This window comes from Flavobacterium sp. ACN6 (assembly GCF_002304005.1).
Classification (GTDB): domain Bacteria; phylum Bacteroidota; class Bacteroidia; order Flavobacteriales; family Flavobacteriaceae; genus Flavobacterium.
Genome location: NZ_MRCQ01000014.1, coordinates 145,498 through 162,191 on the forward strand (window position 1 = coordinate 145,498; position 16,694 = coordinate 162,191).

A 16,694-nucleotide genomic window follows, 5' to 3' on the forward strand; every position below is an offset into this window, starting at 1 on the left:
ATATTTAGACCGTAAAAGAAGAGCTTTACTTGATCTTAACCTCGTTTATCTTTTAAATTAAACTGATTTAACCCATAGGTAAGGCATTTTGTATTATACTTGAGGTTGAGGCTTTATAACTTGTAATACTAAGCAGTTTGACTATTATTATACTTACTTTTGAGATAGCTGTCTGGATTTACTTTTGCCATCTGTTCCCACATTGAATTTCCATTTAACAGCTGTGAGCGCATGGCAAAATCTTTGAAACTTTTAACAGCATTCTGCTCCAGTCCGTCTCTCTCTGTCATAAAAAAATCAGTGCCAAAAAGTATTTGTTTTGGATATTTTTTGGCCTGCTCATAAAATTCATCATAAATCATATGGTTTTCTTTGGCCAGGCACTCTGTTATATCGTATGATATATCAGTATAAACTTGTTCTGGATAATCAGTCATCAGTTTTTTGATCTGTTCATACCAATTGGTTTTTGAAACACCAAAAGGCTTAATCTTTTTACTATCTGTGTTATCTCCCAGGGCTGCTTTTATCTGGTCAACACCGCCGAAATGAGCAAAACATATTTTAAGGCCAGCAATTTTATCAAGCATAGTCCTGTAGGAATCAGGTTCAAGAAAATAGGAACAGTTGTTCTTGCAGTCTATAGCTTTTTGCGTTCCAAGCATTCTGCTTTTGAAGTTTCCCCTTTGTTCTAAAAATTTAGGTACATGATAAACCAGTCCTGTATAGGGATCAACAGGATTGAGATTATTAATGATATAATTTTTGTCAAAATTGTACAAACCACCCAGATAGTAGGCATGTGTCATTACCGGCACGCCATGCAAAGCGGCCCATTCAAAAGTCTTTTTCAGCCTTTCATCAAATGCATAATGTCCTGTACTTGGATAAATTTTTAATCCCTGAAAAGGGTAAACTTCAGTTTCGCCCATTTCTATCTTATTATTAAAATAGCGCGCTACGGTTTTTTGAATCTCATCTCCGCTGCTTTTCCATCTTGGGTCAAGTCCAAAAAAAGGTAATATTTGAAACGGAAATTTTCTTTTTATCTTTATCACTTCCTCCAGCTGGCCTTCAAATCCACTAACTGATCTTCCGACCCCTAGATACTCCAGATTCTGGCATAAGGTAACAAACTGAAAAGGTCCTTCACTCTGGTAACGCGACATTAAGTCCTCAAAAACATCTTCTTGAAATTTGTTTTTACCAATCTTTAAAAATGCGGCATATCTCTTAGCCTTGCCGCCGCTTCTGCTGGCTATAGTTCTTATGATCCATGCTCCTAATTCTGTGTTTGTAAAATTATCAGTCGCATCTGCTAAAAAAGGAGGAAGAAACAATCGAAGAAAATCTTTTGGAGCATTATTCATGGTGAATATATGCGTATGGGAATTTTTGTAATAACCTTCCATAATTTAATTTTGTTTAATTACTGTTTGAGTTACCGATGTTGCCTTTTTTAAAAGATCAAACCAAAATGGGGCTCCCAGACTTGCCGCAAAAGCCGAAATAATAATTCCGAGCATCTTCATGAGAACACAGGAGAAGTCCACATTGTATAAAAAAAATTCCTTAGGTTGTTCTCTTACTGTTACACCATTTTTACATTTACACATATTATCTGTTTTAATCCACACCGGGTTATCCCAGCCTAATGGGAGTTTAAGAGTCGTTTTCAGACTGTCAATCTGTTTGTTTAAATTCTCAATGTCTTTTTCAATAACGTTAACAGACACTTGATCAGCAGCAGGAATTGCTGGTTTTGCAGCATCATATTTTACAGCCAGAGTTTCTAACTGTGCCTTATGTTCTAAATAATATTCCACCATTCCTGCCCTTGCTGCCGGATTTCCTTCATAATATTTATACAAATCGATACTGTCTATATTAGCTGCCGCACTTACTAAAAGCCCTATAAGAAACAGACGCTTTCGTGAAAGCTTCTTATACCAAGAACTAGTTCTTTCGCTAAATTGATCAAACCAGGCAGTAATTTCACCTACCAGCTCTTCGTAAAGGATCTTTTCATCATAAAAATCACCAAGTGCAGCTTTTACTTTTGCTTTACTTACTGCATTTTTAAGCATAACAATTACATCGCTCTGTCCTAGATATTTTATTGAGAACTCTACATTGTTTAACAGTACATTTTTATAATCCTTAACCTCTTCATATCCATCTGGACCACCCTCCTTTTTTTTAAGCATTTTAGAGGCCTCTAGATTTGCAACAGCATCAATTAATGCTTCAGCTAAGGTTTTAGATGAAATTTCTGCTGGAGGCGCTTTGTCGGATTTTGTTAGTAATTTTACAGCGCTGCTGAGATAAATTTCCACTCCCCAATTTACGTTGTTAGAAGAATCGTAAAGCTTTTCTAACATCTTATTTCTAAAAAAGCGGCCCCTTTCACTTTTTATCTGTACGGTTATTTCAAGAATCATACTGCTTAATAAAGCAAATAGAGCCCAGCTGATAACAATCGAAACAGCTATCTGAACGATAGTAGAAGAAAAAAAACTTACATCCATAATACCTCATTTAATTATTACTTTAACATTTATAAATGCTGTTTCTTCATAATTGCTATATACCTTTTTTAAATTTTACAGGCTAAGCTGCGCTGTTTCAAGAACCATTTTATGCTCTAATGCCAATGATTTCAAAAAACTAATCGAAGGCGTAAAAAAGTATTCCCCGCCTTTCATTGTCACAAAACCACTTTCTGGATTGGAGAAATCACATGTATTCTTAGGAGTCAGTTCTCCCCATTGTTCTGGTAAATGTTTTTTATCGTTATTTACCCCCTGCCCAATTAATCCGTCCTGTCCGACAAATCTGCCAGGTCTGATTTCACCATGATTTACCCAGCTCTGCTGTATGAATTCAAACTGTCTTTCGATACTGCTTTGATAGCACATAAATAAAAGTCCAACACCATCTGCTGGTTTACCTTCTGTTCCAACACGCCCTATATCATTGTAAGGTATTCCCCTTCTGACTAATCGAACTGATTTTGCAAAATCGTCCCCTACATCACTTCGTGGATTAGTAATTCGTATATGAGAATGGAAAGGGCACTCACTTCCATCAGGATCTGTGGAGTAATTAAAATCATTAATCATGGATTGAGAACTTGTATGGCCGCTTTCAGAACTTTTATTGACCACCTCAGTTCCATCTTCAAATCGCCCGACTATCATCGCCCCGGCTAATTCGTCGTTAGCAGCTCCATTTTGATCCTTAACGGCAGGCAGGCTGTCTTCTTCGGTATTAAACTTCATGACATTTTGTTCGAGTTTTCTAAAAACAAGATAACTCCCAAAACTGTCCGCAAATTTACCGCCTTTGTCTTTGACCAAAGCAAGATTTAACGTCGCTTCATCATTCCAGGCAGCAGTAGAGTTTTGTTCTAAAATTTCTTTTTCTAAAAACAGGGGCTGGCTTACTCCGTCAGCATAGCCAAAGTGCTCAATACCAATAGCTCCGTTTCTTAAAATTTCGCCTGCTTGAACTTTAGCTATATCGAAAATTGGGCTTAGCTGCAAAATCAAATTATCTTTTCTGTTTACAGCTATATCTTTATCAGCATGACCAATAATGATCAAAACATCTATTTGACTTTTAAATTCGTCGTCCCAATCTTCTGGATCATCTGCCAGTTTTGTACTTCTGTTTTTCAAACCTTCCTGAAAAGCCTCATTTTCTGGTATGATTTCAGAATCAATTTCCAGTTTATCATAACCTGATTTTGACAAAGACAGGGTATACACTGTACCGCCGTCAATATCGTACTGCTTTCTAATATTGGAATCTATTAACTGCTTCGCCGTACTGGTAATTTTTGAGGTGGCAAAGTTCGTTATCCAGTTTTTAGCTTCGTCGGCTTTCCCCTCTTTAACAGCCAGAAATAAATGATAGGCAAAATTTCTCCCATGATGTTTTAGGATATTGGCCTGCAGATCGTTGAGCATTTCTGAAAAGTGCTGTTCCGTATTTACTTTTGATTCTTCTAATGTAAGTGCCATTTTTTTTAGTTTTAAGATGTTAAATAAATCGTCTTCGTTTGTTTTTATTGTGTCATTTTCTTTTACTTGATTTTCATGGTTAGATACACCGCGGCAACTACCATTTACAACATTTTTATGGCATTGCCATTTTGAATTGTAAATAGAATGCAAATTTTACTGCTTAAACTACTAGACGTCGTCATTAGAAAATTTAAACGTTCAATTAAATTGGAAGTTAAATTTCTATGATTCTTAATTGGGATAGCAGGACGTGAAAGCCCCTGCTTAAATTGGCTGAAAAATCGGCGTTAAAAAATAAAAGGCCTGTAAAATATTTCATTGCTTAATAGAATTAACAATGACATTTTTGGAAAGTATCAAACTTGAGAGTAGAAGCTGATTTACAGTAAAGCTTTTTTCTTTATTGTAATTCTTGAAGTGCTTATAGGAAGTCTTAATTATAAAATATGAACTAATCTATAAAAATATAATTTCCGATATCTAAAAAAACGTTTAACTGTTAAGAAATCTGTTTAAAGACACTTTTTGATAAGTGATAAAGTATTTTATGTGAAGATTGGCACATATGCTTCTTTTTTATATCATTATAAATTAAGAAATACAGAATTAAGGATCAAATTTACATTTCGCTTTTCAAATAAACCCCCAGTGTAGCCTGATTCAGGACTGCTATTTTCATTTTTTTTGTTTAAAAGTAAGCATCAGCTTTTAAATTATTTTATTGTTAATCGGATAAACCATTATTATAATCAAATAATTTTTAAATAATACAATTAATTGAAATACAGTATACATCAGAATATTCTCAAAATTCTAATGATTTTTTAATGTTTAATCTTGTTTTAAAATATACTTTTACAAAATAAACCTACAAAATTAAAAATGATGTTGCTTCTTAAATTCAGCTCCTCAAAAACATTTATATGCGGCTTTTCAATATTTCAGCAAAAAGGTCAGGTTTTACAAAATATAATCTAGAATTTTCAATTTTAATATTCTCAAATTCATAATAACCATTATTCAACCAAACCTAAAATGAAAAAGATTAAATCATCTTTAAAATGTGCATTTCTTACAGTGGTAATCCTGTTTTCGACAGGCTGTGAAACCGAAAAAAATGTAATAGAAAACAGTGAAGCAGTTCAAGAAGCTGACCACTCTACAATACACGGCTTAAGTAATTCGATTGCAATATTCAATAAAGTTTTAGATAATATCGAAAGTAATATTATTGAAAATCAGGAAATTTTAATAAGCCAGAAAGAGTTCAATTTAATTAATTTAAGTATAGCTAAAAAACAAGATTTTAAATTATCTCAAAAGAACAGCGAGCTGCTTGTTTATAAAATGCTGGAGATAAGCCGAAAAAGTCTTTTAAATAAATTTAGTGATGAAGAAGCTCAGAAAATCAGTTATACACTTCGAAATAATGCCATTTTAGATTTTATAAATAACGAAGATCTGGATAATATTTTAAACAAATTTATCTATTTTCAGCGTAAATTAAGTAATGAATTAAAATTAGGTTATAATAAGTCATCAAAGAGATTTCAGAATGGAACCACATCAAAAAAAATGGCAACCTACAAGGTTACACTGCAGACACCAGACGGCACGTACGAAATAGAATGCCCAGATGACGTATATATTCTGGATGCCGCAGAGGAAAGAGGTCTAGATCTTCCCTATTCCTGCAGAGTCGGCGCCTGTTCGACAGATGCTTCAAAACTTATCGCAGGATCAGTGGACCAGAGCAATCAGTCGTTTCTTAGTGATGATCAGATTATGTGCGGATGGATTTTGACTTCAGTAGCTTATCCAACTTCTGATTGTGTTATTCAAACTCATCAAGAAGAATTTTTAACTGAAGAAAAGTGCGGAGGAGGTATTAATTTAAATCCTGTAGTAATTCACAATGGATATACAAACCCAGTTGTGAGTTCAGGATGGCAAAGCATTGGAACAATTTATTTAGCAGGTGGTTCTATACAATCACCAAACCCTTATCAAATTACATCGAAACTAGGAGGAAAAGAAAACTGCCTCAACGCTTTGTTAAATCAAAAAGGAAATAATTTTGTGCAAAAATTATTAGCTAATTTTACGGGAGATTCTGAGTTTGACATCATGATTATTTCCAAAGATAAAGTTACTAACCTAAAGGCAGGCATTCTTCGTGAGCTTAACGGCAAGACATACTATGTTCCAGGAGGTAAACAAATTACAATAGAGATCAGTACATCCAGAGCTAATGCACATTCTGCTTTGGAAACCGCCAGAGTTATATTACATGAATATATCCATGCAGATTTAGCTAGAAAATTATACACCAAATCACAAGAAATCGGAAATACAGCAGAAGATTTTAAATTGATTTATAATGTCTATAAAAATGACCATAATAACATTGCCAACTTATATTTAGACAGTATGACGACAGCGTTGAAAGATTTTCATAAAAATGTTCTGTCTAATGATTATAATGCCTATATCAACAACTTTGGATCAGCTCCACCTGATGCATTTTACAGAGCAATGGCTTGGAATGGGTTAAAAGAGCAAGATGTTCCAGCTTGGACAGAATTATCTCAAGCAGAGCAAGATGCCATTAATGGATGGACCTTAATTGCTAACCAATTAGGTAAATCAGTACCATGTGCATTTTAATTTAAACAACGAATATGAAAACTGTAATAGTAACACTAACATTTCTATCCACATTGTTTTTGAACTCTTTACAAGCTCAAGAGATAATAAAAGATAGTCTTTTTTTTAAATACGATCCTAAATATATATTAAACTTCAAGGAAGCCCCAGAGGTTTATTATCTGCAGGACAGCCATGACGGAAGTACAGGAACATTTTTTTTCAAAGAGGTTAAACGCATCAGCTCCGTTAAAAAGAAAAATATTAAGTGCCTGAAAAAATTTATTAGATCCTCTGAATTTTACAGCAGAGAGAGTCATCTAGACGATAGAGAAGCTGCCGTTTTTTTTAATAATTTTATAGTTTTTCTGATGAAAAAAGAAGACAAAAAAACAACATATATTCAAGTTCAGGGAAGTTTTGAAATTGAATAATTCGCCTGAATTAATTAAACATAAAAGCAATAGAATTTTATATTAGATTCTATTGCTTTTTTTTTGAAAATATTATTTTCATTTTTCAATACAACTAAATAAAAACAAAGAAACAAAGAAAGAAACAAAAAAAGGATTTCTCCATTCTCTTTCCTAAATCACCCTCCACCCTATACTATAAATTGTTTCCAAAAGAAAAAACGAAAAAAAAGAAAGCCCAGATCAAGCGTTAAAGCGGATGCGCAGTGCTATAAGTCCCGAAGGGCGGACAAAGGAAATGAAGTCCGTTATGCGCACGCAGCAGATGCAATGGCGCTATCTTGGCTGCACTTTTTAGCCGTTTGGAATGAATACTGGTTCTAAATAACTAACTGCAATCCCAACATTATATTATCAAACTTACGGAGGATAAAATATTGATAGAGTATTAATTTGATTTGGGTGCAGAATCGGTGCATCGAGAATTAAAATATGGTTTAAAACACTGACTGAATGCAACTTGCAAGCAAAAGTTCAGATCATTACTAAAGGCTGTTTTTATTCTATTCATTCAATTTCGTTATCAGGTTCGAGTCCCGTTCCCGCTATTACAAAAAGCACATTTAACTATGTTGAAATCTTTTAAAGTAAGTTTTGTGGCAAAATCGTGGCACATGGTGTTTGAAGTTGTCTTCAATTTTGCCACAAAAAGTTAAGATGATTTTTAAACTCAATTTCACTTGTATAAATTTTTCAGCAGAATCGCGTCGAATTCGTACTTTTGTATATGTACCAACAGTGATATTAATATTTGAAACAAACATCTCTGCTAGAAAAACATAAATTACAACTAAGTTCATATTACAAGTTAATAAGCATTTACTTGAGCTTATAGCTGAAAAAGCTTATAAAATAAGTGACTTAGCAGATTCACTTTTATCAAAAAATATTTAAGTGAGATAGCCGGGTTGAAATTTCAAAAAAATCACTTTTAAAATAAAGTTAACCAATAAGTAAAATTACATTTATATTAGATTATGATCCTTTAACATTACAGAATTTAAAAAAAATACTGGTAAAACTAATAAACAGTATAGAAATAAAACGCATTCCTGCGAGATTCATTACTGTTTTCTAGAGTTTTTATTTAAATAAAAAATCAAATTATAACCCATAATCAAATAAACTTTATGGAGGGCGAAATCGATCTACATATTATTCTAAAAAACTTAAATCCGCTATTGAATGATGGGCAGTATGTATACTTAAAGGTAGATACTCTTGGCAATATTCCACTTTCTAAAATTTTGTTCTTTTTTAATGAACGGGAAGGCATTACAATAGTGATGAAAAAGCAAGATGCCATCGAATTAGAACTAAAATTTTCATATGTTGCGGCTTGGATAACTCTTGAAATTCATTCTTCATTAGCTGCTGTTGGACTGACTGCAGCCTTTTCACAAGCTTTAGGAAATGCGAATATAAGCTGTAATGTCGTTGCTGCATACCTACATGATCATATATTTGTGGATGAGCGAGATGCTTTAAAAGCACTCGAAGTACTATCTAAGCTTAAGATAGGTAACTCTGAAATATGAGTCCGCTGAAACAATACCTATTTTCTTTCTGCGTAGAATTAAACTGTTAATGTAAAAACGAAGTCTTCAATATTTTTAACGCTGTGTAGTTTTCAACTTTGTCCTGCTATTTTATAGAGTAACATCAGCAAATTAATTGAAAAAAGATATCCATTTTAAAATAAGGAGTGTTACTCAGGAGTTTGCTGTTAGATCTTAATCACACTGGTATGCAAGCCAATATGCAACTAGTAAAGATAGTTATAAATATGCGTTATGGAACACTGTGCGAGTTATTAAGTCATCTGATTAAGGTGTTATTTACAGAGGGGAATAATGGATCGCAAAAATATGCAGATTGATCTCCTCTAAAAAGCAACACCTACAAAATCGAATGAATTTGAAGGTTTATAAATAGAAATCCTTACGGCATTAAAGCCTGAATTGTTTTTTTATTACTAAACGGATTTTCTATAATCACTATTTGGGATCACGTGTACCTCCCGTAGGGATAATGCTTCTTATTTTACAGGTCGCCAATAACTGCTTTTCCTTTTTTTTGACTATATAATCATCCATGTTCTGAAATGATGCTGCTGATTTTAATCTTTTTTGTATGATGGACACGCATTCCTCAATCGTAATAGCATTTGTATTTAAAGCAATACTGTTTTTATTGTATGGCTTGTAGACTTCCATATCGGTACAGGAAAAAAGCCCTGCGGTCGGTATACCGGAAGCGCTGGCCAGATGCATTATTCCACTATCTGCACCAATGAACAAAGTGCAGTTGGCAATAACTGCTGCAATTTCCCTGACATTATCGCTGTAATACACAGGAATAATATTATCTATATTTGATTTATTTGTCGCTGGTAAAATCTCTATAAAATTATAGTGGCTGTGCTCTTTGCTGAGTTTTCCATAGAATTTGAGCCACCATACTGCTGAGTAACATTTTTGTCCTGTTGCGTAAGTGAATAGGCAAATTGTTTGTTTTTGATTTTGAACCAATTTTTTTAACTGTGCTTGTCCATGATTTATTTCAGTCTGATCCAATTTAATATCCAGATCGGGCACTGAGGCTGTATTATATTCAAATCCCAGTCGATTAATGCAGTTTCTAAAATCAAATACGGGGATTTTAGCCATATGCTTTAGCGAATCATCGCTTAATGGATAATGATGCTGATACCCGAAAAATTTATAGTGAGACCAAGCTAATTTAGTCATAAGTTTGCCTGATGCTGAATTGTTTACTGCGTTTATCACTATATCATAATGTGTAAATTTTAAACAAATCCATTTATATATATAGGTAAAGGGCTTATTGAAAGGCCTTTGCGGAAGTTTTATGATCTGACCTATATTTTTATAATTCTTGAAAAGTAATGGAGCCAGATTTCCTTTAACCAGCACATCTATGTAACAATCAGGAAAAGTTTTAGTAATTTCCTGTAGCAACGGAGTCAGTAAAAGCTGATTGCCCAGTCTTGCATTAGGCCTCACAACTAAGATCTTTTTGATCACCACTGTCTCCATAACAGCTAAATTGTATGGAGCTGATCTGCCAATATTTTTGGTCAGATTCCCCATTATAGCTTTTCTGCCAATATTAATTCTATCTTTAATTTTCATACTTTACGATTTTAAAAGTGATTGTTTTTTATACAATACTTTATACATTTCTGGTTTCGTCTTCAGCATTACAGCAGAATAATTCTAAATAAGCCAGTCTGTAATCAAAACAATTAACCTTTAAATGTAATATTGAAACTGGTATACATACCTGCTATTCTCCTTACACTGACGGCTCCTTCCAGGGCTTCAATTTGATTTTAGTATCCGGAGGAAAAAAATCCAAAATTAATTGTTTTAGGAGCGTTGAAATGAAAATGGCTTATCAAACAAATAAACTGCTGTTTTAATGGTATTGCCTTTTATTAAATTTACATCGCATCAACGATTTATTACTTTTTGCAATTTGTAAGCAAATAAAATAATATCAGTGGGACTTTGATATTACCCCCTTACCCCCTGGTTTACGCAACAAGATTTATAAAGTGCCTTAAATCATCTCTCATTTCTGACTTTATTTTAGTTGGATCAAATACAATTATATCCTCTAAGTCTTCCAGTTTTGCCTTTAGATCTATATTAAAAGTAGAAACAATCAGCGGAACCCCTCTTTTATAAATTCGCAGTAAATCAATTAATTCGTCATGGGAATACACCACAAATAATATAATGCAATAGTCTGTGATGCCATCATTAAAATTTTTAAAATTCCTATAAACGTCAAATTCAAAATACTCCTTAAATTCATACTTCAAAAATCTGGAAAAACATTTTTGACTGTCGTAAACTAACCCTTTTTTCTTTTTCATAATTTTCCTTTTTAGCTCCAAAGCCCATTGTTAAACTAACCGCCTCAATATTGAAGCTTGAATTTCAGCCTGTCTTTTACTTTATTGTGCGCTATAGTTACCCTCTAACTGTTTTTGAGACTATCTCTCAACCGGTGTCTCCGGAACTTGTCATCTTTAATGATTACTGATGAGCGACTGACAAAAAGCAGCAAAATATAAAAATGCCTGTTTATTTTTTTGCTGCTTTTAAGCTTTGTCAATTATGTACCATTTAAATTTCTACCGGATTTTTAACACTTTCATATATTTTAATTAATTGGCACAGCATAGATTAAATTTTCAGCCGCAATGGTATTATTAGCACCGAAATTTTTTATAGTCGCAAACGTCCCATAATGATCTTCGGCCCCTGCAAAATAATAAAGAGTCTGATCGTACGGAGCAGCATTTCGCATAATAACTGAACCTGATATCATAGAAGCTTTTGCAGGTCCGGTGACATCTCCGCTTATCAATGGTGAGCCGACGATTCCTGAAGGTGGTGCATAAGTAACATTGCTGGTCGAAAAAGCACTTTTTATCCAGGTGAAAGACCCATTAATAGTACTATCTGGAACTGCTTTTATTTTAACTGTAATTATATAACTGGAATTGGCAGGAATAGTAATAGATGTTCCAGTATATCTCCAATTTACGGTTCCAGCTGGAACAGGTGGAAGGTCAACTCCCGCTCCCAAGTTTGCCATGACTACCGGCGCAGCAGTTCCCAAGGTAGACGGTGCCCACTCACCTCGTCCATTATACTGTAAAAATTGACCTGTAGTGGGTGCAGTACTCGAAACAGCTCTACCCTGTATTTTTTCTGCATTCCAAACTGCGGTACTACTTTTAATCGTTACTGTATTTATGCCTGCAGTCGTAACATTTGTTACCGCTTGACCAGCATCAGCAGTAAACCTACGGGTTACCTTTGTAATGTTTCCCGACGCGTCTGTAGTTAAATCTGTATCTGTAACCGATCCATTCGGTATATTTCTCACCAATACTCTTCCATTAAGATCTATAACCCCAGTCCCTTTTGGCGAAATTCTAAAATTACTGTTTGCATTATTACCTGTTTTACGTATTTCTGACCAGCCTATTGCAAAGCCTTCACTTCTGTTAGCTGGCAAAAAGGAAGCAAGATTCTGATCATTTGTAGGGCTTTGTACATCAAGAGCGTAAATTGAAGTACTAATACCAGTACCTATAGCAAATCGACCATCTGCAGTAATAACCATTTTCTCAGTGTTATTGGTTCTAAAACGCAGAGCCTGATTGTTGGTTGATCCAATAAAATTTGCTGCTGTTACAGTGTTTCCACTCAGTCCCCATCCGGTTAATCCCGAAAGGTCGGCAACATTACTACTAAAGCCATTTATTGTACTGGTCAGATTAGTACCGGTTAGTGTTAATGCATTTGTATTTAAGATATTAGCCGTACTCGAAATACCATTTACATTTGAGGTCATAACATTGGCAGTACTGCTTAAAACATTTGTTGTAGTAAGAGTTCTTTTTCGAAGGTTACCATAAGCATCTGTTGTAATCACTGCATCCGCAGGAGTTCCGGTAGGCAGGGTTTTGATGTAAACCGGTCCATCCAGATTGATCAGTCCAGTGCCTTGCGGGGAAATTTTAAAATTACTGTTTGCAGTATTACCTATTTTACTAATACCTGTCCATCCTATTGCAACACCTTCAGTTCCGTTACCTGGCATAAAACGAGCCAAATATTCATCACTAGTAGGACTTTTTACATCAAGAGCATACGTTATAGCAGCGGTACCTGTACCTATACCAACTCTACCATCCGCGGCAATAATCATTTTTTCAGTGTTATTGGTTCTAAAACGCAATGGCAGATTGTTGGTTGAACCAATAAAATTGGTCGCCGTTACAGCGTTACCAGTCAATCCCCAGCCAGTTAATCCCGAAAGATTTGCCACATTACTAGAAACACCATTTATAGTACTTGTTAAATTAGTACCGGTTAGTGTTAATGCATTTGTATTAACCACGTTTGCTGTTCTGGAAATCCCATTTACATTTGAGGTTAGAACATTTCCTGAACTGGTTAAATCGTTAGTTGTCGCAGGCAAAATACTCGACAATGGCACTCTTTTTAAATTTCCTTTTGTTGCAGCAGCAGCAGAGCCATCTACAACTACAATCTGATCTGTAGAATCAGGAGCTGCAGCTGCTGTTAATCCATCTATACGAGCAGTTCCCTGAACATGTAAAGTAGAGGTAGGATTGGTGACCTTAATACCCAGATTGCCAGATCCCGTAAGACGCATTAATTCATTTGAAGATGTTGCAGAAGTTGCTGCAAACCAGCCAAAACTGGCTCCACTTGTAATATTAGATCTAAACATTCCTGACGAGATACCTAAACCGTAAAATTGAAAGTCGTTGTTCGCTTGGTCATACAAAACTATTTTACGATGGGCTACCGAATTAGAAAATTGCAAAGGCGCATTAGGTGCAGTCATACCAATACCTACAAACCCGTTTGCAGTAATGGTCATTCTCTCTGTATTATTACTTCTAAAACGCAGAGGCTGATTATTAGTTGTTCCTAAAAAACTTGTAGCTGTTCCTGTATTTCCCGTTAATCCCCAGCCTGTTAATCCAGAAAGATCTATAGCCGTGCTGGCGAATCCATTTATTGTACTGGTCAAATTAGAACCAGTAAGTGTTAATGCATTTGTATTAACCACGTTTGCTGTTCTGGAAATCCCATTTACATTGGAAGTCATAATATTCCCTGTACTGGTTAAATCGTTAGTTGTTGGCACCACAGGAGGTAAAATGTCTGCAAGAGCTCGCTTTCTAAGATTTCCACTTGCGTCTGTTGTAACAATACCATCTGCAGCAGCACCTGTTGGAAGTGTTTTTATAAATACATGTCCGTCAAGGTTAATAACTCCGGTGCCTTTTGGCGAAATTTTAAAATTACTGTTTGGAGCGCCTCCGATTTTACTCATACCTGTCCAACCTATCGCAACACCTTCCCATTGATTAAGAGGTAAAAACTTAGCTAAAAATTCATCATTGGCCGTACTTACTACATTTAGAGAGTGGGTTAAAACATCGGTACCAGTACCTATACCCACTTTTCCATCTGCGCCAATGATCATCTTTTCACTGTTATTAGCCCTAAAGCGCAAAGGCGTATTGTTTGTCGTTCCTAAAAAACTCGTTGTTGTCCCTGCATTTCCTGCCAAGCCCCAGCCAGCTAATCCCGAAAGATTTGCCAGATTACTAGTAACACCATTTATAGTGCTGGTTAAATTAGTACCGGTAAGAGTTAATACATTTGTATTAACCATGTTTGCTGTTCTGGAAACCCCATTTACATTGGAGGTCATAACATTCCCTATACTGCTTAAATCGTTAGTAGTCGCAGCCAAAATACTCGATAATGGAACTCTTTTTAAATTTCCTTTTGTTGCAGCAGCAGCAGAGCCATCTACAAGGACAATCTGATCTGTAGAATCAAGAGCTGTAACTGCTGTTAATCCATCTATACGAGCAGTTCCTTGAACATGCAAAGTAGAAGTAGGATTAGTTACCTTAATACCCAGATTGCCCGATCCCGTAAGACGCATTAATTCATTTGAAGATGTTACAGAAGTTCCTGAAAACCAACCGAAATTGCTCGTTGTACTATTCACATTAGATCTAAACATTCCTGATGAGATACCTAAACCGTAAAATTGAAAGTCGTTGTTCGCTTGGTCATACAAAACTATTTTACGATGGGCTACCGAATTAGAAAATTGCAAAGGCGCATTTGGTGCAGTCATACCAATACCTACAAACCCGTTTGCAGTAACCGGGCCATCAAGAATTATCCGTCCAGTACCTTGCGGCGAAATTTTAAAATTACTGTTTGCAGTATTACCTATCTTTCTAATACCTGTCCACCCTATAGCAACACCTTCAGTTCCGTTACCTGGCATAAAACGAGCCAAATATTCATCACTAGTAGGACTTTTGACATCAAGAGCATATGTTACAGCAGCGGTACCTGTACCTATACCTACTCTACCATCCGCGGCAATAATCATTTTTTCAGTGTTATTGGTTCTAAAACGCAATGGCAGATTGTTGGTAGAACCAATAAAATCGGTAGCCGTTACAGCGTTACCAGTTAATCCCCAGCCAGTTAATCCCGAAAGATTTGCCACATTACTAGAAACACCATTTATAGTACTTGTTAAATTAGAACCAGTTAGTGTTAATGCATTTGTATTAATCACGTTTGCTGTTCTGGAAATCCCATTTACATCTGAGGTCAGAACATTTCCTGAACTGGTTAAATCGTTAGTAGTCGCAGGCAAAATACTCGACAATGGTACTCTTTTTAAATTTCCTTTTGTTGCTGCCGCAGCAGAGCCATCTACAACTACTATCTCATCTGTAGAATCAGGAGTTGCAGCTGCTGTTAGTCCATCGATACGAGCAGTTCCTTGAACATGTAAAGTAGAAGTAGGATTAGTGACCTTAATACCCAGATTGCCCGATCCCGTAAGACGCATTAATTCATTTGAAGATGTTGCAGAAGCTGCTGCAAACCAGCCAAAACTGGCTCCATTACTGCTAATATTAGATCTAAACATAGCTGGTGAGATACCAAAGCCGTAAAATTCAAAATCGTTATTACGATCTTCCCATAATACTATTTTACGAGGGACGTTCGTATTAGAAAACTGCAAAGGTGCATTGGGTGCAGTGTTACCAATTCCTACAAACCCGTTTGCAGTAATGGTCATTCTCTCTGTATTATTACTTCTAAAACGCAAAGGCTGATTATTAGTTGTTCCTAAAAAACTTGTAGCTGTTCCTGCATTTCCCGCCAATCCCCAGCCTGTTAATCCAGACAGATCTACAGCCGTGCTGGCAAATCCATTTATCGTACTTGTCAAATTAGAACCAGAAAGTGTTAATGCATTTGTATTAACCACGTTTGCTGTTCTGGAAATCCCATTTACATTGGAAGTCAAAATATTCCCTGTACTGGTTAAATCATTTGTCGTAACATCAGCAACTGCTGTGGTCAGGTCAACTACAGAGGAAACTCCGTTTACCGTTGATGTCAAATCTTTTCCTGAAAGCGTTAAATCATTTGTCGTAACATCAGCAACTGCTGTGGTCAGGTCAACTACAGAGGAAACTCCATTTACCGTTGATGTCAAATCTTTTCCTGAAAGACTTAAATCATTTGTTGTAACATCAGCAACTGCTGTGGTCAGGTCAACTACAGAGGAAACTCCGTTCACAGTTGATGTCAAATCTTTTCCTGAAAGCGTTAAATCATTTGTTGTAGCATCAGCTAAAGCTGGTGTTAAATCAATAGGAGTTCCTGCTACACCGTTTACTGTCGTTGTTAAATTCTTTCCTGTCAAGGTGTTTTCCACCGTGTTTACAGCAGGTGCCGTTTTGCTTACTCCATTTACAGTAGAGGTAATCGTATTGACTGTATTCTCTAAATCATTTGTCGTAACATCAGCAACTGCCGTTGTCAGGTCAACTACAGAGGAAACTCCATTTACCGTTGATGTCAAATCTTTTCCTGAAAGACTTAAATCATTTGTTGTAACATCAGCAACTGCT

7 protein-coding genes and 2 pseudogenes are annotated in these 16,694 nt (G+C 35.5%); 3 read left to right on the top strand and 6 right to left on the bottom strand.

Annotated features, from left to right (window positions below):
• Positions 1-128: 128 nt before the first annotated feature.
• The 3 genes from BSF42_RS18865 to BSF42_RS18875 form a co-directional block, all read right to left on the bottom strand.
• Positions 129-1,412: an amidohydrolase family protein gene (locus BSF42_RS18865; protein WP_095954654.1), complete on the bottom strand. Its 1,284-nt coding sequence runs from the start codon at positions 1,410-1,412 to the stop codon at positions 129-131.
• Positions 1,413-1,415: 3 nt separating this feature from the next.
• A complete protein-coding gene (locus BSF42_RS18870; RefSeq protein WP_095954655.1) occupies positions 1,416-2,528 on the bottom strand; it encodes a hypothetical protein in 1,113 nt (370 codons plus the stop codon).
• A gap of 75 nt (positions 2,529-2,603) precedes the next feature.
• Positions 2,604-4,025 (bottom strand): Dyp-type peroxidase, encoded by a 1,422-nt coding sequence (locus tag BSF42_RS18875; RefSeq protein ID WP_141248486.1) that lies wholly within the window; start codon positions 4,023-4,025, stop codon positions 2,604-2,606.
• 1,578 nt (positions 4,026-5,603) lie between these two features.
• On the opposite strand from BSF42_RS18875, the pseudogene BSF42_RS22860 reads away from it, so the two are divergent.
• The 3 genes and pseudogenes from BSF42_RS22860 to BSF42_RS18890 all read left to right on the top strand — a co-directional run.
• A pseudogene (locus BSF42_RS22860) lies at positions 5,604-5,891 on the top strand (ferredoxin); the annotation flags it as partial.
• A gap of 818 nt (positions 5,892-6,709) precedes the next feature.
• Complete coding sequence (locus tag BSF42_RS18885; protein ID WP_095954657.1) at positions 6,710-7,108, top strand: hypothetical protein; 399 nt, start codon at positions 6,710-6,712, stop codon at positions 7,106-7,108.
• Positions 7,109-8,277: 1,169 nt separating this feature from the next.
• Positions 8,278-8,685: an ACT domain-containing protein gene (locus BSF42_RS18890; RefSeq protein WP_095954658.1), complete on the top strand. Its 408-nt coding sequence runs from the start codon at positions 8,278-8,280 to the stop codon at positions 8,683-8,685.
• Positions 8,686-9,144: 459 nt separating this feature from the next.
• On the opposite strand, the gene BSF42_RS18895 is transcribed toward BSF42_RS18890, so the two are convergent.
• From BSF42_RS18895 to BSF42_RS22545, 3 genes and pseudogenes are all read right to left on the bottom strand, one after another.
• On the bottom strand, positions 9,145-10,302 hold the full coding sequence (locus tag BSF42_RS18895; RefSeq protein WP_095954659.1) for a glycosyltransferase family 9 protein: 1,158 nt from the start codon (positions 10,300-10,302) through the stop codon (positions 9,145-9,147).
• A gap of 404 nt (positions 10,303-10,706) precedes the next feature.
• Positions 10,707-11,051 carry a hypothetical protein gene (locus BSF42_RS18900; protein WP_095954660.1) on the bottom strand — a complete coding sequence of 115 codons (345 nt, stop codon included), beginning with the start codon at positions 11,049-11,051 and terminating at the stop codon, positions 10,707-10,709.
• Between the two features lie 290 nt (positions 11,052-11,341).
• Positions 11,342-16,694, bottom strand: a pseudogene (locus tag BSF42_RS22545) (hypothetical protein); the annotation flags it as partial.

Coding starts and splice junctions, on each gene's coding strand:
- BSF42_RS18865 (WP_095954654.1), bottom strand. CDS start 1,412: ATGGAAGGTTATTACAAAAATTCCCATACGCATATATTCACCATGAAT.
- BSF42_RS18870 (WP_095954655.1), bottom strand. CDS start 2,528: ATGGATGTAAGTTTTTTTTCTTCTACTATCGTTCAGATAGCTGTTTCG.
- BSF42_RS18875 (WP_141248486.1), bottom strand. CDS start 4,025: ATGGCACTTACATTAGAAGAATCAAAAGTAAATACGGAACAGCACTTT.
- BSF42_RS18885 (WP_095954657.1), top strand. CDS start 6,710: ATGAAAACTGTAATAGTAACACTAACATTTCTATCCACATTGTTTTTG.
- BSF42_RS18890 (WP_095954658.1), top strand. CDS start 8,278: ATGGAGGGCGAAATCGATCTACATATTATTCTAAAAAACTTAAATCCG.
- BSF42_RS18895 (WP_095954659.1), bottom strand. CDS start 10,302: ATGAAAATTAAAGATAGAATTAATATTGGCAGAAAAGCTATAATGGGG.
- BSF42_RS18900 (WP_095954660.1), bottom strand. CDS start 11,051: ATGAAAAAGAAAAAAGGGTTAGTTTACGACAGTCAAAAATGTTTTTCC.